Origin of the sequence: Acinetobacter baretiae, from assembly GCF_015627105.1 — a bacterium.
GTDB classification, from domain to species: domain Bacteria; phylum Pseudomonadota; class Gammaproteobacteria; order Pseudomonadales; family Moraxellaceae; genus Acinetobacter; species Acinetobacter baretiae.
On record NZ_VTDM01000011.1, the window covers coordinates 1 to 22,476 of the forward strand.

The 22,476-nt window shown below is 38.9% G+C and carries 23 protein-coding genes and 4 tRNA genes; 9 read left to right on the top strand and 18 right to left on the bottom strand.

What is annotated here, in order from left to right:
• The 12 genes from I2F17_RS05780 to hemC form a co-directional block, all read right to left on the bottom strand.
• The coding region (locus tag I2F17_RS05780) for a GTP-binding protein (protein WP_235985925.1) at positions 1 to 193 on the bottom strand (193 nt) is incomplete at its 3' end.
• Between the two features lie 153 nt (positions 194 to 346).
• Positions 347 to 421: transfer RNA gene (locus tag I2F17_RS05785), tRNA-Thr, on the bottom strand.
• A 12-nt stretch (positions 422 to 433) separates the two neighbouring features.
• Positions 434 to 509: transfer RNA gene (locus I2F17_RS05790), tRNA-Gly, on the bottom strand.
• 35 nt (positions 510 to 544) lie between these two features.
• Positions 545 to 628 (bottom strand) — tRNA-Tyr (locus I2F17_RS05795).
• A 49-nt stretch (positions 629 to 677) separates the two neighbouring features.
• A tRNA-Thr gene (locus I2F17_RS05800) sits at positions 678 to 753 on the bottom strand.
• A 98-nt stretch (positions 754 to 851) separates the two neighbouring features.
• On the bottom strand, positions 852 to 2,345 hold the full coding sequence (gene trpE / locus I2F17_RS05805; protein WP_211139316.1) for an anthranilate synthase component I: 1,494 nt from the start codon (positions 2,343 to 2,345) through the stop codon (positions 852 to 854).
• A 145-nt stretch (positions 2,346 to 2,490) separates the two neighbouring features.
• Entirely contained in the window at positions 2,491 to 3,018 is a 528-nt protein-coding gene (locus I2F17_RS05810; RefSeq protein ID WP_211139317.1) for an FHA domain-containing protein, read from the bottom strand.
• Between the two features lie 268 nt (positions 3,019 to 3,286).
• Positions 3,287 to 3,619, bottom strand: coding sequence for an H-NS histone family protein (locus I2F17_RS05815; RefSeq protein WP_196421684.1), 333 nt, complete (start codon positions 3,617 to 3,619; stop codon positions 3,287 to 3,289).
• A gap of 124 nt (positions 3,620 to 3,743) precedes the next feature.
• Positions 3,744 to 4,940 carry a heme biosynthesis protein HemY gene (locus I2F17_RS05820; RefSeq protein WP_211139318.1) on the bottom strand — a complete coding sequence of 399 codons (1,197 nt, stop codon included), beginning with the start codon at positions 4,938 to 4,940 and terminating at the stop codon, positions 3,744 to 3,746.
• A 25-nt stretch (positions 4,941 to 4,965) separates the two neighbouring features.
• On the bottom strand, positions 4,966 to 5,790 hold the full coding sequence (locus tag I2F17_RS05825) for a hypothetical protein (protein WP_196421686.1): 825 nt from the start codon (positions 5,788 to 5,790) through the stop codon (positions 4,966 to 4,968).
• On the bottom strand, positions 5,790 to 6,563 hold the full coding sequence (locus I2F17_RS05830) for a uroporphyrinogen-III synthase (protein ID WP_211139319.1): 774 nt from the start codon (positions 6,561 to 6,563) through the stop codon (positions 5,790 to 5,792). Before I2F17_RS05830 ends, I2F17_RS05825 begins: the two co-directional genes overlap by 1 nt.
• A complete protein-coding gene (gene hemC / locus I2F17_RS05835; RefSeq protein WP_211139320.1) occupies positions 6,563 to 7,483 on the bottom strand; it encodes a hydroxymethylbilane synthase in 921 nt (306 codons plus the stop codon). The genes I2F17_RS05830 and hemC overlap by 1 nt, the downstream gene beginning before the upstream one ends.
• Positions 7,484 to 7,755: 272 nt before the next feature.
• On the opposite strand from hemC, the gene argH reads away from it, so the two are divergent.
• Together argH and I2F17_RS05845 are read left to right on the top strand one after the other, a co-directional pair.
• On the top strand, positions 7,756 to 9,198 hold the full coding sequence (argH, locus tag I2F17_RS05840; protein WP_211139321.1) for an argininosuccinate lyase: 1,443 nt from the start codon (positions 7,756 to 7,758) through the stop codon (positions 9,196 to 9,198).
• A 10-nt stretch (positions 9,199 to 9,208) separates the two neighbouring features.
• A complete protein-coding gene (locus tag I2F17_RS05845; RefSeq protein ID WP_196421690.1) occupies positions 9,209 to 9,478 on the top strand; it encodes an oxidative damage protection protein in 270 nt (89 codons plus the stop codon).
• A 291-nt stretch (positions 9,479 to 9,769) separates the two neighbouring features.
• Here I2F17_RS05845 and phoU read toward each other — a convergent pair whose 3' ends face one another.
• Complete coding sequence (gene phoU, locus I2F17_RS05850; protein ID WP_196421691.1) at positions 9,770 to 10,504, bottom strand: phosphate signaling complex protein PhoU; 735 nt, start codon at positions 10,502 to 10,504, stop codon at positions 9,770 to 9,772.
• Between the two features lie 387 nt (positions 10,505 to 10,891).
• On the opposite strand from phoU, the gene I2F17_RS05855 reads away from it, so the two are divergent.
• From I2F17_RS05855 to gluQRS, 4 genes are all read left to right on the top strand, one after another.
• A complete protein-coding gene (locus I2F17_RS05855) occupies positions 10,892 to 11,539 on the top strand; it encodes an NUDIX domain-containing protein (protein WP_211139322.1) in 648 nt (215 codons plus the stop codon).
• Complete coding sequence (gene cpdA, locus I2F17_RS05860) at positions 11,536 to 12,312, top strand: 3',5'-cyclic-AMP phosphodiesterase (RefSeq protein ID WP_196421693.1); 777 nt, start codon at positions 11,536 to 11,538, stop codon at positions 12,310 to 12,312. The genes I2F17_RS05855 and cpdA overlap by 4 nt, the downstream gene beginning before the upstream one ends.
• A 217-nt stretch (positions 12,313 to 12,529) precedes the next feature.
• On the top strand, positions 12,530 to 13,054 hold the full coding sequence (gene dksA, locus I2F17_RS05865; protein ID WP_196421694.1) for an RNA polymerase-binding protein DksA: 525 nt from the start codon (positions 12,530 to 12,532) through the stop codon (positions 13,052 to 13,054).
• Positions 13,055 to 13,056: 2 nt separating this feature from the next.
• On the top strand, positions 13,057 to 13,944 hold the full coding sequence (gluQRS, locus tag I2F17_RS05870) for a tRNA glutamyl-Q(34) synthetase GluQRS (protein ID WP_196421695.1): 888 nt from the start codon (positions 13,057 to 13,059) through the stop codon (positions 13,942 to 13,944).
• A 35-nt stretch (positions 13,945 to 13,979) separates the two neighbouring features.
• Here gluQRS and ftsW read toward each other — a convergent pair whose 3' ends face one another.
• The 5 genes from ftsW to I2F17_RS05895 form a co-directional block, all read right to left on the bottom strand.
• Positions 13,980 to 15,182 (bottom strand): putative lipid II flippase FtsW, encoded by a 1,203-nt coding sequence (gene ftsW, locus I2F17_RS05875; RefSeq protein WP_407926551.1) that lies wholly within the window; start codon positions 15,180 to 15,182, stop codon positions 13,980 to 13,982.
• Complete coding sequence (murD, locus tag I2F17_RS05880; protein ID WP_211139323.1) at positions 15,169 to 16,524, bottom strand: UDP-N-acetylmuramoyl-L-alanine--D-glutamate ligase; 1,356 nt, start codon at positions 16,522 to 16,524, stop codon at positions 15,169 to 15,171. The genes ftsW and murD overlap by 14 nt, the downstream gene beginning before the upstream one ends.
• A gap of 155 nt (positions 16,525 to 16,679) precedes the next feature.
• Positions 16,680 to 16,931: a DUF6587 family protein gene (locus I2F17_RS05885; RefSeq protein ID WP_211139324.1), complete on the bottom strand. Its 252-nt coding sequence runs from the start codon at positions 16,929 to 16,931 to the stop codon at positions 16,680 to 16,682.
• Between the two features lie 17 nt (positions 16,932 to 16,948).
• A complete protein-coding gene (gene feoB / locus I2F17_RS05890) occupies positions 16,949 to 18,802 on the bottom strand; it encodes a ferrous iron transporter B (RefSeq protein ID WP_211139325.1) in 1,854 nt (617 codons plus the stop codon).
• Positions 18,799 to 19,062 carry a FeoA family protein gene (locus I2F17_RS05895; RefSeq protein WP_211139383.1) on the bottom strand — a complete coding sequence of 88 codons (264 nt, stop codon included), beginning with the start codon at positions 19,060 to 19,062 and terminating at the stop codon, positions 18,799 to 18,801. Before I2F17_RS05895 ends, feoB begins: the two co-directional genes overlap by 4 nt.
• Positions 19,063 to 19,202: 140 nt before the next feature.
• Here I2F17_RS05895 and xerD point away from each other — a divergent pair, with 140 nt between their 5' ends.
• The 3 genes from xerD to I2F17_RS05910 all read left to right on the top strand — a co-directional run bounded on the left by xerD (position 19,203) and on the right by I2F17_RS05910 (position 22,452).
• Positions 19,203 to 20,123: a site-specific tyrosine recombinase XerD gene (xerD, locus tag I2F17_RS05900; RefSeq protein ID WP_211139326.1), complete on the top strand. Its 921-nt coding sequence runs from the start codon at positions 19,203 to 19,205 to the stop codon at positions 20,121 to 20,123.
• Between the two features lie 111 nt (positions 20,124 to 20,234).
• Positions 20,235 to 21,050 (top strand): DsbC family protein, encoded by an 816-nt coding sequence (locus I2F17_RS05905; RefSeq protein WP_211139327.1) that lies wholly within the window; start codon positions 20,235 to 20,237, stop codon positions 21,048 to 21,050.
• 100 nt (positions 21,051 to 21,150) lie between these two features.
• On the top strand, positions 21,151 to 22,452 hold the full coding sequence (locus tag I2F17_RS05910; protein ID WP_196421702.1) for a homoserine dehydrogenase: 1,302 nt from the start codon (positions 21,151 to 21,153) through the stop codon (positions 22,450 to 22,452).
• Positions 22,453 to 22,476 lie beyond the last annotated feature (24 nt).

The following is a 22,476-nucleotide window of genomic DNA, read 5'->3' on the forward strand; positions in this document are numbered from 1 at the left end:
TATTAATTGTAATACCACGTGCTTTTTCTTCTGGTGCAGAGTCGATCGCTGCGTAGTCTTTTGCTTCGCCGCCATATGTTTTTGCACAAATTGTTGCAATTGCAGCAGTAAGCGTTGTTTTACCATGGTCAACGTGACCAATTGTTCCCACGTTTACGTGTGGCTTATTACGTTCAAACTTAGCCTTAGCCATGATGATTTTCCTCATTCACATCGAACAAAACGCTGATCACAGTCAGCACATCGACATACTTGTTTAAAAAAACAAACGCCCAATACTTTAAAAGCAGACTAATAAGCCTGCTTTTTGATGAGTTGCGATTTAAATCGCTAAACTGTATGTATCTGGAGCTCTTATCGAGATTTGAACTCGAGACCTCTCCCTTACCAAGGGAGTGCTCTACCACTGAGCTATAAGAGCGATAGCCTTCGATGGAGCGGGAGACGAGGGTCGAACTCGCGACATGCAGCTTGGAAGGCTGCCGCTCTACCAACTGAGCTACTCCCGCATTTGGTATATGTACCACTTCATTCGAAGTAAATTTGGTGGTGAGAGAAGGATTCGAACCTTCGAAACTTTCGTAGCGGAGTTACAGTCCGCCCCCTTTGACCGCTCGGGAATCTCACCATATCGCACTTAACTTGGCAGTGCCGTTCCGAACTAAAACAAATAAAACTGGTGCCGACACTCGGATTCGAACTGAGGACCTACTGATTACAAGTCAGTTGCTCTACCAACTGAGCTATGTCGGCGCTTTATTTTGTTTCGTACATTTCGTATCGGAACGGTGTGCAGTTTAGCAAAACTTTAAAATGATGCAAGTGCTTTTTATCATTTTTTTAAAAAAAACTTATAAAATCAGTCCAGTTGATGATAATTCAACCGCTTTGATCACTGCACGTGCTTTTATTTGTGTTTCATTCCATTCCGCATCTGGGTTTGAGTCAGCCACAAGCCCTGCACCTGCTTGTACAAACACTTGATGATTACGAATAACACATGTTCGAATGGCAATCGACATGTCCATTTCACCATGCCAGCCTAAGTACCCCACTGCACCGCCAAAAATACCACGTTTCACAGGCTCAAGCTCATCAATGATTTCCATGGCTCTAATTTTAGGTGCACCCGAGAGTGTACCTGCAGGAAAAGTGGCTTTAAACACATCTAAAGCATCAACTCCCTGCTCTACCTCGCCTTCGACATTAGAGACAATGTGCATCACATGAGAATAACGCTCAACCACCATTCGATCAGTGACTTTCACTTTACCTACTTTAGAAACACGTCCAACGTCATTGCGTCCTAAGTCGATTAACATCAAATGCTCTGCAATTTCTTTTTCATCTGAAAGTAAGTCTTGCTCAAGTGCCAAATCTTCTGCTTTATTTTTACCCCGTGGACGTGTTCCTGCCAACGGTCTTACTGTTGCAACACCATTTTCTAGACGTGATAAAATTTCGGGTGATGAACCCACAATTTGAAACGGTTTTTGGTCGTTTAAACTATGACCATGTATAAGAAAGAGATATGGTGATGGATTGAGATGCCTGAGCGCTCGATATACCTGTAACGCATCTCCATCAAAATCAGAAACCATGCGATGCCCAGGAACAACCTGCATCACATCACCTGCCCGAATATACTCTTTGACCGTTTCGACACTATTTTTATAGTTTTGCTCCCCTGTGATTGAGGTAAAAATAGGAAATGTATGTGGTTGAGCAACAAGAGTAATACTTGTATTTAATTTTTCTTCTAACTCATCTAATTTTTGCTGTGCACTGTCATAATCCTCACCTGCTTCGACATCTACATGAGTAATTAAAAAAAGAGTATCTTTTAAATTATCAAAGACAATGACTGTTTTTGAGAGCATGAGCCAAATATCAGGCAAATCCATTGGATCGTCACTCGGCATATTGGTCAATTTAGGCTCTATATAGCGAACAGTATCGTAACCAAAATAACCAACCAATCCCCCTGTAAATGTTGGTAGTTCAGGTATATCTTGAGCTGTTGGTACAGTAAATTGTGCTTGAAAGTTTCGAATAAATTGAAATGGATCAATATTATCTTGACAAGTTTGAGTGCCATCTGGATGTTGTATGGTAAGCACCCCTTGGTTACATGAGAATATGGTTGATTCTCCCAAACCAATAATGGAGTAACGTGCCCAACGCTCTCCACCTTCGACTGACTCAAACAGATAAGATGGTGTTAGTGCTTGTTGTAATCTTGCGTAGACTGAAAGTGGTGTGTCTGTATCAGCTAAACGTTGACGATATACGGGAATGGTATTAAAACCTTGCTGTACTAATTTTTCAAATGTGGATTTTTGCATATTGCGTACTCTCATGATTTTTTAAGATTAAAAGGGCTCTATGAGTAACGCCATCGAAAAAATTGACTTGGTTTCATACAATTCCTATATAAATGATAGATCCATGCATCTTAGATTTTAACATGCTATTGATGGTAACTTTATATTACTTCAATAACATCCACGCAATAAACGCAATAATCAATGCAATTACAATAAAGATCATTGCCTGTGGTTTATTTTGTTTTACAGGTTGTGTATCTGATGTTGATGAGACGCCTTCATCTGCTTTAGACGTGATTGGTTCTTCTTTTTTAGCGGTAGGTGCTGGTGTAATGTCAGGTTCAATTGTTGGTTTTTCAGGTGTAATAGGCGCTGTTTTTTCTACAACAGGAATTTGCTCTTCTACACTTTCTAACTGAAATACAAGGTCTGCAAATTGAATTTTTTCATCACCCTTTAACTGGGTAGCCACTTCGATTTTTTCATCATTAACAAAAGTCCCATTGGATGATTGTAAGTCTTCAAGCCATAAGTTTTCTTTTTTAACGATAAAAACTGCATGTTTTCGAGAGATTTTTGCATCTTGCAGTATCAGATCACAAGCCGCATGACGTCCGACTAAGACATCTTGCTGTATTATTGTGTTTTGATCAGAAAGTTCTTCAGAAATTGGCGTTAAATTCCACTTCATTGCTAATATCTCATTCATGCTTTGTTAAACTTAGCATAGCATATTTAATCGTTAGCAAAACGACAAGTCTATGCCTTTGAGGGGCTTTTGCCGTTGAATCTACTTACCATAATTATACGATTGGCCTACAAGGTATTCTTTTCGATATTTTTATTTTTAGTCTTGCTAAAACTACCTGAGTTCAAAGAACATCAATGGTCAAGATAAATTATTTAGGTTGAACGACCAATCGTGTCATTGCTCGTTCAACCTAAAACACTGAGATGCTTTATTCTTTTGTAATCAGAAAATCTGTTAATTCTGCACCTTTATTTAACTGTGCCACGAGCCAACGCGGTTTTTTGCCTCGGCCTGTCCACGTTTCTACAACATTTTCTGGATTACAATACCTTGGTGCAACAGGTTTACGAAGACCTGTTTTACGCTTCTGAACACCATAATCTAGTAATTGTTCAATACTGAGCCCAACAGATGCTGCAATCGCCACAACTTCTTCATAAGCATCTGCGACCGACTGCTCTTTTTTCGAGACGATCAGTAAATCTGCTTTTTTTTTCAGACTTTCTAATTGTTCCACATTCATTTCATGAATATCTTGCATTTAATAGACCTCCTTACCGATGTATTTGTATTCATTATAAGCACATATACATCACAAAAATAAATACATCGCAAGCATTATATATTCAATATATTTTTAAATCAGTGGTGAGATATATTGTTCTTTATATTTGTATTTTTAAAAACTGTGTATTTGTTTCAAATATTTGATTCAATTGATGAAGTAAAATAGGATCATTTTGAATTTTGGATTTGATACGTAAGTAATTCATTAATACATGATCTGGGAATGTATTTAATAATTGCTCTGCTTCTAAATATCGTCCTGTGGCTTGATATATATACCACTTCACAAAACTAAATATCGGTGCATCTGTATATCTGTGTTGCCACGTATTAATTTGCTGTTCAATCGCCAAATAATCGGGCTGTGTCACATGCATTTGTTGCTCAAACCACATCAAACATACTTCTTGGTCAAACTGCTCATTGAGTAAATGATTCACAAGACGTTCATATTGTGCCATCACATCATGACAACGAACCAGTACTTTTAACCACAAGATTTTATTTTCACGAACAGTGTCTTCAATATATGTATCTTCTAAAGAGATATAACGCGCTTTCAATGCGTCTTGCTGTAGCGCGTCGCTCATTTCAAAGCGTTGTAATATTGCTGTGAGCCACGCTGTATTATCTACTGCACTTAAGTGACCATAATGTGTTGTTTTTAAATAATCCCACGGAAATTTAAACGCAAACTTCCCCCATAATCGTGAAATTGCCTGTTCATAGCCTTGCATAACATCAACCAACCAAGCATTTGGTTGATGTTTAGACAATGCCTCTAAGTGTTGAAAAGCAAGATCTTGCTCAGACTGGTCGAGCAAAGCATTAATGTAGAGTATTTCTTTTAATTCATATGCATCATTTGGCGCTTGTGTCAGTTCTGCATGACCCTCTTCAAAACGTTGTTGTTTGTATAAAAAGCTGGCTGTTATCACATGTTTGAGCATGCCTGAATGTGCAAAAATTTGGTTTACTATCTGTTCTGTTTCAGCCTCTGCATGAAGCAACCACGATACAGCAAGCTTTTCATAGGGATGTAAAGCAGAAAATGAGCTTGCTTGTTGTGCCTGAAGTTTACGCTGTGCAGATATTTTTTTGATGACAATATACATGCTTTGTATAAAAAAACTCACCCCAAACATCAGTAAAGAAAGGATCCAAATGTTTGTTTGTAATTCCCAGTTTAAAAAGTATATATATACGTAACCTGAGCCAAAAAATAGTGTTGTAAAATACAGTAATAAAAAGTACAACACCATCACAATCAAATAGGCTTGTATGGTTTTTTTCATATTGGTTGGCTCAACATAACTTCACTTATTTGATCAAGGCGGTTGCTTGCAATTTTGGTAAATTGAGTACATTAATGCTTCTTGCTTGCATCAGCATCTGCTGTAAATCTGTTTGATTCACAAGTGGCGATTGTTTCGTTAAAGCCATCATATCATCCATGTTGACCTGATAAGCTTGATATTGCCCATGATAAAAAAGCTGTTGCGCTAAAAGCAATCGTAATTGCAGCTCCTTAATCATAATACTTCGACTCATAAGGGCTGTTTTGGCTTGATCTGTGTGTTGTAAGCTAAACCATGTTTTATCGTGTATGGTTTGTTCATCACGCATAGCCACTTTCGTCATCAGTGAGTTTAAATATTGATTGATCTGTTGTAGCTGTAAAGCAGTGTGCTTATTTTGTAATTCCTGCTGTTGATAATACTGCGTAATACGTTGTTGATCTAAAGATAGCGTGTCTAATAAGTTTTGTTTGAGTGCTGGTGCAATATCATAGTGGACTAAATTTTGAATGAGTATTTGTAGATGCTCTAAAGCATAGCTATTTTGTTGTTGCTGTAAAGAAAATTGAATCAGGTCAAGTTGTTGCTTGACCAAGACAAGAGGATTAAATGGGCTAGCAACATGTTTACTTTCTGTTTCTGTCAGAGGTTTATTGTCATTGATGCTAGATGCATCTTTTCTTTGCAAGGCCACAAATTGATCATTTAGATTGTCTGTCGCTTGATTTGCTTTGGTAATTTGGCTTTGTAAACTTGTAATTTGCTCACCATATTGTTGCTGGTCATAAGTTAGTTTTGCCACCCACATCAACAATATAGTACTCACCAGTAGCCATTTCATGTTCATTACGTTCTTTGACCTTGTACCATCGCTGTATGTATTGTAGCAGGCTTTAGGTCAAAAATTGGATAAATCGTGGTGGCTATATGCGTTAAATCGGTAGAAAGAAGATCTGCTAACCGTTGTCCTAATGGCAAGTATGTAAAGTGAGATAATGACCAGTTTTGTTGCGCACACAAATATTGCCAATTTTTCCAACTGGCCTCACTACTAATACATACAAATGTTTGTTGATTGACCTCCTGATGTAATTGTTGAGATATACTGTGTGCATGCATTAAAGCATCTTGAGGTAATGCTCTTTGATATAAGAGCATATTGAAAATTTGAACACCTTGCGCCCTGAGTTGCTCCATCATAAATTGACGGCCACCTTCACCACGCCAAAATGCGACCATGTTCAGACCCGACTGTTGAAGTAAAGGCAACTGAAGCATTCCCTCTGAGGTTTCTACTGTTGGTACACATGCATCAATGCCCGCAACAGCCAAGACTTTGGCTGTTTTTTCTCCCACAGCAATCCATTTAAGCTGTGTTAATGTAGCAACAGGGATATTTAAAACCTGTAAATACTGTAGCCCTAAATATGCAGCGGTTGGACTCACGACCACCACGATTTGCGCTTGATTTAAACGCATCAATTGAGACCTCAAATGATCGTGCAAGGCGATTGGCTTTAAAACCAACAAAGGCAATTGCAATACTTCATGACCCAACTGTTGTAACTGTTGGGTCAATGGTTCTGCCCGATCGGCTGGACGAGTATTAATAAATCGCATTAGGATTTTAATGCATTTAGCAACTCACCTGCTCCAAGTGCAAGTAAGTCTTTTGCAATATGCTCACCCAAAGCCACAGCATCTACAGAAGACGCCTGTCTTTGCACTTTAAGTAATTGATGACCATCAATACTACCAACACGACCTTCCATAGAAATGCAACCATCTTGTAAAACCGCATACCCTGCAATCGGAATTTGGCAACCACCTTCTAGATATGCGTTAAATGCACGTTCTGCACGAACACACACCTCTGTTTTTTCATCACGCAGTGGTTGAATGTAGCTTAAAACTGCTTGGTCATTTGAACGACACTCCAAACCAAGTGCACCTTGCCCCACAGCAGGTAAACTCAATGTTGAATCTAAGGTGTGTCGAATACGTTCATGAAGTCCCAACCGTTTGAGTCCGGCACTTGCAAGAACAATTGCATCATACTGGCCATCATCTAATTTCGATAAACGGGTACCAACATTGCCACGTAAGTCTTTAATGACCAAATCAGAGCGATGATGTAATAGCTGACTTTTACGGCGCAAACTTGAGGTACCTACCACAGCACCTTGCGGTAATTGTGCAAAACTTGGGTACTGATTAGACACAAAGGCATCTAATGGGTCTTCACGCTCACAAATGACTGCCAATTCTAAACCCTCAGGCAATTGCATGGGTACATCTTTCATTGAATGTACAGCCAAATCTGCTCGTCCATCTAGCAAAGCATTTTCTAGTTCTTTAACAAACAATCCCTTACCACCAATTTTAGCCAAAGGTGTATCTAAAATCTTATCCCCTTGTGTCACAAAGGTGACTAATTCTACGTTGAGCCCTTGATGCAATTGTTCTAATCGAGATTTAATATGTTCAGCTTGCCACAGTGCCAATGGACTTTTACGTGTTGCGATTTTTAACGTCTTCATAAGGTCTTAAAGCATAATCAATTTAGGCTCTAAACTAACCTGATCACTAAAAATTGCAAGCCTATTTTCTCAAAGTTTTATCATCAAGAGCATCGAATAAATCTATACCTATATTGCAAATACCATATGATTGTATAAATCTGAGCATTTGTGTGGCCTACGCTCAGATTTATACAATCATCTGTTAAAATAACCCAAACATCACCTTGTACGCTAAAATATTTATATTTGATATGATATTGCGCTGCAACAATTAACTATATTGAGTGACTATGACCACACAACAAGATTCAAAAAAACCATCTTCTCAACACACATCAGGCATGTGGGGCGGCCGTTTTACAGAAGCAACTGATGCTTTTGTTGCAGAATTTACGGCCTCAGTACAATTTGACCAACGCTTTTACAAACAAGACATTGCAGGCTCTATTGCACATGCCACCATGCTTGCAAGCGTAGGTGTACTCACCACACAAGAACGTGATGACATTATTCATGGCTTAAACACCATTCAAACAGAAATTGAAGCTGGGCAATTCAATTGGCGTATTGACCTTGAAGATGTTCATATGAATATTGAAGCTGAACTGACCAAACGCATTGGTATTACAGGTAAAAAACTACATACCGGTCGTAGTCGTAATGACCAAGTAGCAACAGATATTCGATTATATTTACGCGATGAAATTGACAGTACACTTGCAACATTAAAACAATTGCAAACAGGCATTTTAGCGCTAGCAAAACAACATACTCACACCATCATGCCGGGTTTCACACACCTACAAACAGCACAGCCTGTTACATTTAGCCATCATCTTTTGGCATGGTTTGAAATGCTACTACGCGACACCGAGCGTTTGCAAGATTGCCGTAAACGTACCAACCGTATGCCGTTAGGTTCTGCAGCACTTGCAGGCACCACCTATCCGATTGACCGTGCATACACCGCAGAACTATTAGGATTTGAAGCCATCTGTGAAAATTCACTCGATGCTGTATCTGATCGTGATTTTGCCATAGAATTTAATGCCGCTGCCGCTCTGATTATGATGCACTTGTCTCGTATGTCTGAAGAGCTGATTTTATGGACATCTGCGCAGTTTAAATTTGTACAAATTCCCGACCGCTTTTGTACAGGCTCTTCTATTATGCCTCAGAAGAAAAACCCAGATGTTCCTGAACTTGTACGTGGTAAGTCAGGTCGTGTGTTCGGTGATTTGATGAGCTTACTGACTTTAATGAAAGGTCAACCTTTGGCATACAACAAAGACAACCAAGAAGATAAAGAGCCTCTTTTTGATGCTATTGACACAATTCGTGGTTGTTTAATGGCCTTTGCCGACATGATTCCTGCACTGGTACCTCACATTGAAAATATGCGCGAAGCTGCACTTCGAGGTTTTTCGACCGCCACAGATTTAGCAGATTATCTGGTCAAAAAAGGAGTTGCATTTCGTGATGCCCATGAAATTGTTGGTAAAGCAGTTGCACTAGGTGTTGCCGAAGACAAAGATTTATCTGAACTAACACTAGCACAATTACAACAATTTTCAGACCTCATTACTGCTGATGTATTCGACAAAGCATTAACACTAGAAGCTTCTGTCAGTGCTCGTGATCATATTGGTGGTACTGCTCCAAACCAAGTAAAAGCAGCCATTGAACGTGCATATGTACGTATAGATCACCTATACTCTCAAACAGCCGAATAGGAGACTTCTCATGTCCAATCAAGTATTTTGTCGTAAATACCAAAAAAATATGGATGCTCTAGATTTTGCACCCTTTCCAGGCGTAAAAGGCGAAGAGTTTTTAAAAACAGTATCAAAACAGGCATGGCAGGAATGGTTACAACACCAAACTACGCTGATTAATGAAAAACGACTCAATGTTTTTGAACCTGAAGCAAAAAAGTTTTTAGAAGAACAACGAGAGAAGTTTTTTGAAAACGATCTCAGTGTAGAAAAAGCAGAAGGATGGAAACCCGTATAAATGATGATGTGATGTTTCAAGGTGAAATACCCTTGAAACTCGCAATTTACCTAACTTAACAAAGCACATGCATAACGCTACAAGCCTTTACACGATGATGCATGACAAATCATTCATGCATTTGTATTATAGATTTAACAAGTTAGTGATGTGAAAACATTATAACAATAAGTAATACCCCTTATTGACCCCAAGCCTCCCCCAAGGTTTGGGGTTTTTTTTATCGATGGAACAGATAAAAAAGAGGCACAGGTCGTGCCTCTAATTTAAGCGATAGATGCCTGCGTTCATTTAATCTTTACGCTCATCTTGTGTGACCTGTCGCTCAATTTCATCTACACTGGTATGTCTTACATCTAACCCTTTCACAATATAAATCACTTGCTCTGCAATATTACGTGCATGATCACCAATCCGTTCTAATGAACGTAGTACCCACATCACATTTAATACACGAGAAATCTGTCTTGGATCTTCAATCATATATGTCATTAAAGTACGTGTTGCTGACTGATATTCTCGATCTGTATCTGCGTCTGCACGTAAAACTTTCAGTGCTTGCTCTGTGTCTAAGCGAGCAAATGCATCTAATGCTTCATGAATCATGACACGGACTTGATTACCAATATGCCGTGCTTCCATAAAACCACGAGCACTGCCCCCTTCTTCACACAAACTCTTGGCAATTCCTGCAATTTTTGCAGATTCATCACCAATACGCTCTAAATCTGTATTCGCTTTACTCATGGCAATCACCATACGTAAATCAATGGCAGCAGGGTGACGGCGTGCCAAAATAATGGTTAAACTTTCATCAATTTCCTGTTCTAAGCGATTAACTGCTTGTTCTTTATATTGCACATCTACAGCTAGACTAATATCTGCATCTAAAAGTGCATGAATAGCATCTGTTACTTGCTGTTCTAACAAGCCTCCCATCGACATAAACTTGGCATTTACTTCTTGTAAATCTTCATTATATTGTGATGAGATATGATGAGATAACATCGGATTCTTTAAGCTCAAGATGATCTCCAAAACTGTATTTTTTAAATGGGGTTTTTATTAAAACATATTGCTTTGACGATAACGTGACAGCACGTTATTATTTTTATTAAATGGCAAGAATCATTCAAATAAATTTCAGTCCATACCACATTCTTTCAACTCGATTTTTTAACCGTTGAATACCGCGAAAAACGACTATGTTGATTTTCTCAATCATCATTTTACTCCGCATCACCCACCCATCCATAAACAATGCAAATCTATACATAGAAGCCATATTTCAAACAAAATAATTTATTGTGCTGTTTAATACTCAGTAAAAATACTGCAAATAGCATCACAAAAGAATGAAAATTAATCATTTATTGATGCACTGAAGTCAGTTAGCATAAATCTTTCTAAAGCATGTACGTAATTGAAATGGCGAATCAATACACCTCAAATGATTTGAAAATCATCAAACGAGAAAAAATCTACACAGGATTTGTTCAAGTCGAACGAATCAGCCTCTCTTATCGTCTTTTTCATCAAAATCATTATTCTGCCATTGTTCAAAGAGAATGTGTTCAACGTAAAAAAGCCGCGGGTGTACTCATTTACAATGACCATAAAGAACAATTTTTACTCATTGAACAATTTCGAGTCGGCGCGATTGCCGATCCCATTTCACCATGGCATTTAGAAATTGTTGCAGGGCTTCTTGATGGTGATGAATCAGCAGAGGACTGTTTATACCGAGAAAGTTTAGAAGAAGCAGGATGTTCACTGTTTAACTTAGCACATTTATTTACCTTTTACCCTTCTGCAGGTGCAAGCAATGAATTATTTTATTTATACACCGCTCAAGCAGAACTACCCGAACATGGGCGTATTTTTGGCTTAGTTGAAGAGGCTGAAAATATCCAAGCGCATATTTTTAATTATAGTGAGCTTCCTACACTTTTTAAACAACAACGACTACGTAACGCGCCTGTCATTATGGCACTGCAATGGTTACAGCAACACATTGCCAATAAATCACTTTCACACAACACAGTTGAGCACAAAACATGATCAAGACACTTGTGCAAATTAGTGACACTCATTTAATGGATACACCAGAAAAAGTGTTTATTGAAATGAATCCAGAATATACCTTTCATCGTATTATGCATGACATTTGTCAGCGCCATGATGTGATTGATAGTATTATTCATACTGGTGATGTTGCACAAATTGCAAGTCCTGAAACGTATCATCGTTATTTAAAGTACATGCAAACCTTAGATATACCTTTTTATCAAACCCCAGGAAACCACGACAACCTCACTCACTTTCCATACCCACAACAGCAAAAAGTCACCGTGATCGATTTAGAGCAATGGTGTATTGTTTTATTATGCAGTGCTGTCACAGGACAAACAGACGGTCATATTGATGATGAACAACTGACTTTACTTGAGGGTATTTTGCAACAACAGCAAGATAAACACATTATTTTAGGTTGTCACCATCATCCTTTACATATTGATTCTGATTGGATCGATCAACACTGTTTAAAAAACACACGTGATTTTAGCAAAATTATCGAAAAACACCATAATATTAAAGCCATCATTCATGGGCATATTCATCAAGAAGCACAAGTCAACTTTGGGAATATTATGGTTCTTTCAGTTCCATCGACATGCGTACAATTTAAACCTAAAAGCAAAGATTTTGCTTTAGATGAAGCGGCACCAGGTTATCGTGTACTTAAACTACATGATAATGGTCACTTAGAGACTGAAATTTATCGTGTTTATGACGCACAAACAGAAATAAATCCTCATTTTTCTGGTTATTAGCTTTTCATTATTTAGAATTTATATTAACTTAATCCGTCATAACCATTGCCCGACCACCCAAAGAGAGTGCAAAAAAGACTATTCAAGTACAAAAAAAGTCTTTATGATAGCGAGCCCTTGCAGGTGGTGTTGCAATAGCAAAGGTCAATAATAAAAAGCCTGCAGATCACCACAACCAATACGTTGTGATCACGTATATGATGAGGAAAGCCCGATTATGGCGAATGATGCTCTAAACCAAGTGTTAGATGAACCAACCCATAGCATTGAGGTTGAAGCGCCAAAACGTGGACGCAAAACCAAAGTAAAAGCAACAACAGCTTCAACTGCAAGCTTATTTGGTATTGCACCATATGAGCCACACAAAAATGAAGAGTACATGTCTGATGCACAGCTTGAACACTTCAGAAAAATTCTATTGGCTTGGCGTAACGATCTCATGTCTGAAGTTGATCGTACGCTCAGTGCGATGCAAGATGAGTCCTCTGCATTACCTGACGTGAACGACCGTGCCACCCAAGAAGAAGAATTTGCCATTGAACTACGTACACGAGACCGTGAACGTCGTTTGATTCGTAAAATCGAAAAATCTTTAGAAACCATTAAAAACTGTGATTACGGTTTTTGTGAAACATGTGGAATCGAAATCGGGTTACGCCGTTTAGAGGCACGACCAACAGCAACGTTATGTATTGACTGTAAAACGCTTGCAGAAATCAAAGAAAAACAAAACAAAGGCTAGTTATGAGTGTTAATCACACTCAAACAAGACCCTATCGTGGCCGGTTTGCTCCCTCTCCAACCGGCCCTTTGCATTTTGGCTCACTTATCACAGCAGTGGCCAGTTACTGTGATGCAAAATCAAAACACGGCCAATGGTTTGTACGTATTGAAGATACTGATATCCCTCGTATTCATCAAAACAGCGTTTCACATATTTTAGCCTGTATTGAATGTTTTGAATTTGAACTTGATGCACCGATTCTTTACCAAAAAGACCGCTTACATCTTTATCAACACGCCATAGAACAACTCAAACAACAACAACAGGTTTATGCGTGCCAATGTACCCGAAAAATGTTGGGATCAAATGCGATTTACTCAGGGCATTGTCGCGATCTTCATCTTGACTTTGAACACCAAGCCATTCGAGTCAAAGTAGATCCGCATCCGATTTGCTTCCAAGATCAATTACAAGGTCATCATTGTTCAAATCTACAACAAGATTTAGGAGATTTTGTCTTACTTCGACGTGATGGTATTTTTAATTACCAACTTGCTGTCGTGGTTGATGATGCTTTACAGGGCATTACTCATGTAGTACGTGGTTCTGATTTACTCGATAATACTGCTCGGCAAATTTGGCTTTCTCAACTGCTCAAAACACCGTCTATCAATTATATGCATTTACCTCTCGCCATGAATAAACATGGGCAAAAACTCTCAAAGCAAAATTTAGCACATGCTTTAGATCTCAAAAATGCACCACAGCTACTCCAACAAGCCCTCCAATGTTTGGGGCAAGCACCTGTTGAGTTGAATCGTCCAAATGTTATGCTCAAGCAAGCAATACAACAATGGTCTGCTCAACAGATACCGCCCCATATGACACTTCGTGGTATATACCAATAGTCAAGATTGACGTTATTATTTAGGCGTTTAAACGACTAAAAATCTGCAATTTCTTTTTGTGGGTTGGTGTTTTTTGTAGATGTATCAATCTTTAAAATCAGCACAATCATTGCTGTACACATCATTAAAGATGATCCGCCATAACTAATAAATGGCAACGTCAAACCTTTGGTAGGGAGTAACCCCATATTCATTCCCGCATTGACCAAAATTTGCATGAGAAAAATAAAACCAATGGCATATGCCAAATAACCTGCACGTAAATGATTATTTTGCAATGCTCTATAACCAATTTTCAAGCAACAGGCCAACATAATAAATTCTAAAGACAGTACAGTCACAATACCTGCCAAACCAAACTCTTCGGCTAAAATGGCGAGCATAAAATCAGTATGTGCTTCAGGCAAGTAAGACATTTTTTGCATACTATGACCTAAGCCAACCCCAAACCACTCTCCACGACCAAAAGCCATCAATGCATTTGATAATTGATACCCCGAACCGAGTTGATTTTCCCACGGATTAGAAAATGACATCAAACGTGCCAAACGATATGGCTCAAATAAAATGAGTGCCCCAAGAGAGACAAAAATGGTTAGCCCCAACATACCAAATTGTTTAAACGGCGCACCTGCCAAAAAGAACACACCAAACATCATGGCAACGATCACAAACGTTGAACCAAAATCAGGCTCCCAAATAATGAATGTCAGCGACACAATCATCACCAAGCCCAAACGGCGTAGCCCTTTCCAACCACTACGTACTTCATTGGCACGGCGTACCACATAGTCTGCCGTAAAAATTGCCATAACGAGTTTTGCAATTTCTGAAGGTTGTAATGTAAAAAAACCCAATCTAATCCAACGTCGGGCACCATTAACTTCAGTACCAATCACTAATGTAATCAACAGCAAAATAATGGTTAAAGACCAAATTAAAAAGATATTTTTAAACCACGTTTCAAGGGTAAATCGAGAAACAACAACGGCCACCATAAACGCCACACAAATTGAAATCACGTGACGCTCTAGAAAATAAAATGGATCTTTATACGTGGTATTGGCATAAGGCATAGAGGCAGATGCCACCATCACTGCACCAATAACAAATAAAGAACATACACAAAATAATAAAACATTTCGCGCACATAATTCTTGTGGAAGCCTTTGTGTTAAACGCTCAGACCACTCTGAAAAACGTGTTGTTGTTATCGATTTTTTTTTACCGATCATCATTTAAAGCCTCTACAGATGCAACAAATTGCTGACCTCGATCTACATAACCTGTAAACATATCAAAACTTGCACATGCAGGTGACAGTAACACCACATCTTCTGGTGTACTTTGTTGTTGGCTAAGCTTAACTGCCTCAGCCAATGTATCTGCAAATGTTACAGGTACAGTATTTAAAATCACTGAAGCAATGTTCTTTGCATCTTCACCGATCAAAACAACATGCTTTACATAACGTGCTAAGACGGTTTTAAGGACAGTAAAATCTTGACCTTTGCCTTGACCACCCAAGATTAAAACCACCTGACCTTGCTGTGGGGCAATGGATTGACCTAAGCCATCTACAGCTGCAATTGTGGCACCAATATTCGTACCTTTAGAGTCGTTATAATAACGAACACCTGCTTTGGTCGTAATGTACTCACAACGATGTGCTAAGCCTTTAAACGTCTTTAAAGTCGCCAACATGCTGTCTTGTTTTAATCCAATATATTCACCAATCGCTAAACAAGCCAAAGCATTGGCGACATTGTGTGTGCCTTGAATATACAAATCACGACTTGTAATCAAACGCTCACGACCACGAGCCAACCAAATCGTACCATCGAGATCGGTTAAAATACCGTATTGGTTCATATCTGGTGCAGTTAAACCAAAACTTTTCATCGGTGTTACATCTGGTACAAATGGACGTGTAAGACTGTCATCTCGGTTGTAAACCACATGTTTTACCCCCTGAAAAATGCGATGTTTTGCAGTATGATAACCGAGCATATCTCCATGACGATCAAGATGATCTTCACTAATATTTAAAACCACAGCCACTTCGGCATGCAGATTTGATGTCATTTCTAATTGAAAACTAGAAAGTTCAAGAATAATCAATTCAGGTTGATCTTTGAGTAAGTCGAGTGCAGGACGTCCTAAATTACCACCAACAGCAACATTTTTCCCTGCATCTTGTGCCATTTTCCCAATCAATGTCGTGACTGTGCTTTTTGCATTTGAACCTGTAATGGCAATAATCGGAACATCTGTTGCACGACGTAATAACTGTATATCACCAACAACGGCAATCCCTTGCGCAAGCGCGTGTTGAATTTCGGCCGTTTGTGGTGACAGTCCCGGACTTAAAATAATTTCTTCGGCACTGAGCAATAGATCTTGATCGAGTTTACCAAAATGTGTATCGATATGTTTTGGAATATGCTCATAACCTGGCGGTGTTTCTCTAGAGTCTGTTACAGCAACTCGGTATCCTTTTTCAACTAAAAAATTGACGACTGAAACCCCAGATACACCCAGTCCAGCCACGACCTTTAACCCACCACGTTGAATTAACATATCAATCCTATTCTATTGTGATTTTTTAATCATGAAATGGTAGCACTTTGCTTTTCAGATTGCTTTTATAGATTAAATCTAGCCCATGTTTTTTGTGTTATTCAAGTAAAAAAGCCACCTCTTGGGTGACTTTTAGAATCAATATCGCCGTATGATTATTTCCATTTCACTGCTTTTACCGTTTCAATGGATTTTTGTGGCTGCTCTTCTGAACCACAACCACAGCCACCGCCACACCCAGAGACCATTGCAGGTCTTACCCATGTCGCCAGCTTATGTAACTTTTGCTGTTCTAAAACGTTTGCCAAACTGTTAAATACTTTAAATGCAGACTGTGGAAATACTTTTTTAAATGTATATACCACACTCCAAATCACCAGTGCTGCAATAATGACCACTTCAACCATTTTAGCCTCCTTTAATTTTAGCCAAAATAATGTAAGGCAATTTGATAGGTTAGAAAGGCTGCAAAATAAGCCAAACCAAACAAATAAATTGTCATAAATGCAACCATCCGCCAAGAGCCAGTTTCACGGCGTACTGTTGCCAATGTCGCCAAACAGTGTGGTGCATAAATAAACCACACCAATAAAGACAGACCTGTTGCAATTCCCCACCCAGAGGTTGGAGAACTAATTAAATGGGACAAGCCTTGTGCAACTTCATCATCACTTGCACCAGACAAAGCATAGACTGTACCTAATGCTGCCACCACCACTTCACGCGCAGCCATTGCAGGAATTAAAGCAATACAAATTTGCCAATTAAATCCAATAGGTGCAAATAGAGGTTGAATCATTTGACCCAAACGTCCTGCAAAACTATAGTCAATAGCAGGTAGTGTGGCATGTTCTGGTGCTTGAGGAAATGTACACAAAAACCATAATAAAATGGATAAGGCAAAAATAATGCCACCCACTCGTTTTAAAAATATTCTACCTCGGTCTAATAAGCCAATAGCAATACTTTTTACACTTGGTAACTGATAACTTGGTAATTCCATCAATAATGCATATTCAGACTTGTCTTTTTGAAACAGTTTGATAATCGATGCCACAATTAATGCACTCACAATCCCTGCCATATACAGTGCAAATAACACCAAACCTTGCAAACTTAAAAAACCAAGCACGGTTTGATTGGGAATAAATGCAGAAATGAGTAAGGCATAAACGGGCAAACGGGCTGAACAGGTCATTAAAGGAGCAACTAAAATCGTTGTTAAACGGTCACGAGAGTCATTAATACTCCGTGTCGCCATAATGCCAGGAATCGCACATGCAAAACTTGACAATAAGGGAATAAACGAACGACCACTTAACCCTGCTTTATACATGAGTTTATCGAGTAAAAATGCTGCCCTTGGTAAATAACCCGTTTCTTCCAATAATAAAATAAAGAAAAATAAAATAATAATTTGTGGTAAAAACACCACCACACTACCTGCACCCGCAATTACTCCATCAACCACTAAACTGTGTAATAAGGGCTGTGAAATCATGCCACCAATAAACTCACCGAGCCATTTAAAGCCACCCTCAATGCTGTCCATAAATGGTGCAGCCCATGTAAATACGGCCTGAAAGACAACAAACATGAGTAAACTTAAGGTAATTAAACCCAAAATTGGGTGTAGAAAAATACGATCTAAAAATTCAGTACGCTTGTCTTCTTGGTTCACATAAACAACGACATCATTCACAATACGTTGTATTTTTTGATGTGATGTACCATGTAATTGTTTCGTGTCATGAGAGGCAAAAGAAAAGCGTTTTTCTTGCAATGCTTTAACTAAACTACTCACACCTGAGCTATTTTTAGCCACTGTCTCCACGACAGCTACACCCAAATACTCAGAGAGTTTTTGTACATTAATTTGAATACCACGACGACGTACTTCATCCATCATGTTTAGCACAACAAGGACAGGTTTTCCAAGTTCAAGTACTTCAAGTACCAACCCCAAATGCAAATTTAAATTTGTAGCATCGACCACACATACAAATGCATCTTGCTGGGCTTCACTGTCAATTTTACCTAAACAAACATCTCGCGTGACTGCTTCGTCTGGACTCGTTGCATTTAGACTATATGTTCCTGGCAAATCCAATACACGAACCTGTCGCTCAGAAGGTAAGTTAAAAAAACCAACTTTACGCTCAACAGTCACCCCTGCGTAATTACCTACTTTTTGCCGTGTTCCTGTTAATTGATTAAATACAGATGTTTTACCACAATTTGGGTTTCCAACTAGGGCGATTCTCAGTGCTTCACTCATGCAGAAACTCCTTGTTTCAAACATACTTGTATTTTTTCTGCTTCAGATTTACGTAATGCAAAGCGAGTAAATCCAACTTGAATTAAGATAGGGTCTCCACCAAAAACACCACGTGCAATCACTTTTACCTCTACCCCGGGTACAAAACCTAATGTTTCTAGTCGACTTGCGATTAAATCACTTTGCTCTGTTTCAGAAGAATGGCAGCTCACGCTTTCAATAGTCGCCGCTTGCTTGACTTTTAACTCCGATAATCGCACCGTAATCATTCCATAATCTTTTTCACGATTATAAAACGAAATGAGAATAATTTATATGTTGTAAATGTCAGCAAACATGATCTAATGCATCGACTTCTCTAAAAATTTGCATTAAATTAAGATTATTTATTGTGTAAAATATGCTAAGTCACAAAAAACCACGTACACCTAGTAGCATAAATATTCCAACGCATATGCCTTTTTTACAGACGTATCGTAACTACTTGGTCGCAAACTCAGTCAGCCCACATACACGCAATGCATACTTAAGTGATCTCATTCAATGTGCTTCAATGAACCATGAACCCATACCACATTGGAACCATGAACATATTTCTCAGATCTTAGACGCACTAAAAGCACAAAACAAAAGCCCTCGCTCCATTGCACGCATTCTTTCTGCATTACGCTCATTTTTTAAATTTTTACGTGAACAAAAACTCCGTACAGATAATCCATTAGCACAGCACAAAAGCCCTAAAGTCGGTCAATCACTCCCCAAAGACTTAAGTGAGCATGATGTAGAAGCACTGATACATGCCCCCGACACCACAACAACACTCGGTTTGCGTGATCGAGCGATGCTTGAAGTTCTATATGCATCGGGGTTACGGGTCAGTGAACTGATTACCCTTGAAACTGATCGACTTAACCTCAAGCAGGGCTTTATTCGTATCAAAGGCAAAGGTAACAAAGAACGGCTCGTACCTGTAGGTATAAATGCCATAGAGTGGCTAGAAAAATATTTAAACGATGCACGCCCAACACTGTACAAAAGTGCCATAGATTATGTTTTTCTAACCCAAAATGGTGGTGTCATGAGCAGACAAAATTTTTGGTATATGATTAAAAGATATGCGCTGATTGCCAATATTCAAGCACCTTTATCACCTCATACATTACGCCATGCTTTTGCAACCCATTTGCTCAATCACGGCGCAGACCTACGTGTTGTACAAATGCTTCTTGGACATCAAGATTTATCGACCACACAAATATATACGCATGTGGCACAAGTTCGTTTACAACAACTGCATGAGCAATTTCACCCAAGAGGTTAATCTTTTAAAATGAGTTGTGACATTTCCACCATGAAAATTCACAAATATAAGAAAGATTTTTTGCTATGCTATGTGCAAATTATTAAGCAATTTTAATGAAAAAGGTTTTTTATGTTCTTTCGTTACTCTCAAACGGCAGTTGCCTGTACCCTTGCCCTTAGTGCGTTACTTTCAGGCTGTTCAAAAGACAAAGTAAACGAACAAAAAAGCGATGCATTCACAGCCACCACGCCTGCAACAGGTGAAGCTTCTCCTCTTTTAGAGCGCAATGAAAAACAACGACTCATTACGACATTTGAAGAGCAACTTAAAAAATCAAATATTAATATTAAAGTCACAGACATTAAAAAAACTGAAGTACCTAATATATATTGGGTTAATCTAGATGGTGCACCTTCAATTTATGCCACAGCAGATGGGAAATATGTCATTCAAGGTGATATTTTAGGCTTAGGCGATGGCAAAATTCACAATATAGGTGAAGATCTTCAAGCCACAGAAAACAAAAAATTATTTGCAGCTTTAGACAATAAAGATTTAATTGTTTACCCTGCACAAGGAAAGACTCAGCACATTATTTATGTATTTACCGATGCTAGCTGTCCATACTGTCACAAACTCCACGAATCATTACCAGAAATTACGGCCAAAGGCATCGAAGTTCGCTATATCGCATGGCCACGTGGCGAACAGTTTTATCCAACCATGCAAAGCATTTGGTGTAGTCAAGATCGTAAAGCAGCATTTGCTGCTGCGGTAAAAGGTGAAAATATCTCGACTGCAGAATGTAAAAATCCCGTGAAAGAACAATATATGTTAGGGATGAAAATTGGCGTGAACGGCACACCTGCAATTTATAGCCAAGATGGACATTATTTGGGTGGCTACCTCACTGCAGATGAACTTAATAAACGTTTAAGCAAATAATCTTAAAAATAGGTAAAGATTCACACATCTTTACCTATTTAATCTCACTTTTTTTAGCTATGATCTAAGGTCAATCGTTAGATTATTTTTGGAGTGTAACGTGAAACCTGTTCGCTTGGCCATTCTTGGCCTCGGCACTGTCGGTACTGGTGTACTACAACTATTACAAGAAAATGCCAAAGAAATTAAACGCCGTACAGGTCGAGAAATTCAGATTACCCATGTAGGTACCCGCCGTCCCCGCCCAGACTTAAACCTTGAAGGCATTCAACAAAGTGCTGATCTACTCGATATCGTTCGTCAACCAGACGTCGATGTTGTCATTGAGCTCCTTGGTGGCGTGTCACCTGCAAAAGAAATTTTTCTTGAAGCGATTAAGCATGGCAAACAAGTCGTTACAGCAAATAAAGCACTTTTAGCTGAACACGGCAATGAACTTTTTGCTTCTGCTGATCAACACACCGTACAAATTGCTTATGAAGCAGCTGTAGCTGGTGGTATCCCAATTATTAAAGTCATGCGTGAAGGTCTTGCAGCCAACCGAATTGAATGGTTAGCAGGTATTATTAACGGTACAGGAAACTTTATTCTGACCGAAATGCGTGACCATGCTCGTCCATTTGAAGATGTTCTTAAAGAAGCCCAAGCGCTTGGCTATGCTGAAGCAGATCCAACCTTTGATGTTGAAGGCATTGATGCTGCACACAAACTGACGTTATTGGCTTCTATTGCTTTTGGTATTCCATTGCAATTTGATAAGGTATATACCGAAGGCATTAGTAAAATTACTGCACAAGATGTGCAATATGCTGAAGAATTAGGTTTTTGTATTAAACACCTTGGTATCGCACGCCGTGCACCTAAAGGCATTGAGCTACGTGTACACCCAACACTCATTCCTAAAGAACAACCACTAGCAAATGTAAATGGCGTTCAAAATGCTGTCTCTGTGAAAGCCAGTGCAGTCGGTCAAACCATGTACTCAGGCCCAGGTGCTGGTGGTGGTCCAACGGCTTCTGCAGTGGTTGCCGACATTATTGATATTGTACGTGACATTTGTTACACCGAAGATGGTTCAGGAACCATTCCTCAATTGGCATTTGAATCACTTGAAGATATGAACATACTTAGCCGTGAAGAGTTCACCACTGGCTACTATTTACGTGTAAATGTCGATGACCACACAGGTGTTTTGGCTGATATTACGACTATTTTAAGCCATTGTGGTATTAGTATTGATGCGATTTTACAACAACCACGTCTGAAAAATCGTGTGCCAATTGTGATTATGACAGATCCTATTGTTGAATCTAAAATGGATGAAGCCATTACAAAAATTCAAGCATTGCCTGCAACACATGGCGAAATTGTGAGAATTCGTTTAGAATCGCTCGATAGCTAATCAACTTTCATTGGTGAGGATCAT

Bases quoted from the DNA above. Each gene is read 5' to 3' on its own strand.
- trpE (WP_211139316.1), bottom strand. From the start codon at position 2,345: ATGCAAAAATCCACATTTGAAAAATTAGTACAGCAAGGTTTTAATACC.
- I2F17_RS05810 (WP_211139317.1), bottom strand. From the start codon at position 3,018: ATGAAGTGGAATTTAACGCCAATTTCTGAAGAACTTTCTGATCAAAAC.
- I2F17_RS05815 (WP_196421684.1), bottom strand. From the start codon at position 3,619: ATGCAAGATATTCATGAAATGAATGTGGAACAATTAGAAAGTCTGAAA.
- I2F17_RS05820 (WP_211139318.1), bottom strand. From the start codon at position 4,940: ATGAAAAAAACCATACAAGCCTATTTGATTGTGATGGTGTTGTACTTT.
- I2F17_RS05825 (WP_196421686.1), bottom strand. From the start codon at position 5,790: ATGAACATGAAATGGCTACTGGTGAGTACTATATTGTTGATGTGGGTG.
- I2F17_RS05830 (WP_211139319.1), bottom strand. From the start codon at position 6,563: ATGCGATTTATTAATACTCGTCCAGCCGATCGGGCAGAACCATTGACC.
- hemC (WP_211139320.1), bottom strand. From the start codon at position 7,483: ATGAAGACGTTAAAAATCGCAACACGTAAAAGTCCATTGGCACTGTGG.
- argH (WP_211139321.1), top strand. From the start codon at position 7,756: ATGACCACACAACAAGATTCAAAAAAACCATCTTCTCAACACACATCA.
- I2F17_RS05845 (WP_196421690.1), top strand. From the start codon at position 9,209: ATGTCCAATCAAGTATTTTGTCGTAAATACCAAAAAAATATGGATGCT.
- I2F17_RS05855 (WP_211139322.1), top strand. From the start codon at position 10,892: ATGTACGTAATTGAAATGGCGAATCAATACACCTCAAATGATTTGAAA.
- cpdA (WP_196421693.1), top strand. From the start codon at position 11,536: ATGATCAAGACACTTGTGCAAATTAGTGACACTCATTTAATGGATACA.
- dksA (WP_196421694.1), top strand. From the start codon at position 12,530: ATGGCGAATGATGCTCTAAACCAAGTGTTAGATGAACCAACCCATAGC.
- gluQRS (WP_196421695.1), top strand. From the start codon at position 13,057: ATGAGTGTTAATCACACTCAAACAAGACCCTATCGTGGCCGGTTTGCT.
- ftsW (WP_407926551.1), bottom strand. From the start codon at position 15,182: ATGATGATCGGTAAAAAAAAATCGATAACAACAACACGTTTTTCAGAG.
- murD (WP_211139323.1), bottom strand. From the start codon at position 16,524: ATGTTAATTCAACGTGGTGGGTTAAAGGTCGTGGCTGGACTGGGTGTA.
- I2F17_RS05885 (WP_211139324.1), bottom strand. From the start codon at position 16,931: ATGGTTGAAGTGGTCATTATTGCAGCACTGGTGATTTGGAGTGTGGTA.
- feoB (WP_211139325.1), bottom strand. From the start codon at position 18,802: ATGAGTGAAGCACTGAGAATCGCCCTAGTTGGAAACCCAAATTGTGGT.
- xerD (WP_211139326.1), top strand. From the start codon at position 19,203: ATGCTAAGTCACAAAAAACCACGTACACCTAGTAGCATAAATATTCCA.
- I2F17_RS05905 (WP_211139327.1), top strand. From the start codon at position 20,235: ATGTTCTTTCGTTACTCTCAAACGGCAGTTGCCTGTACCCTTGCCCTT.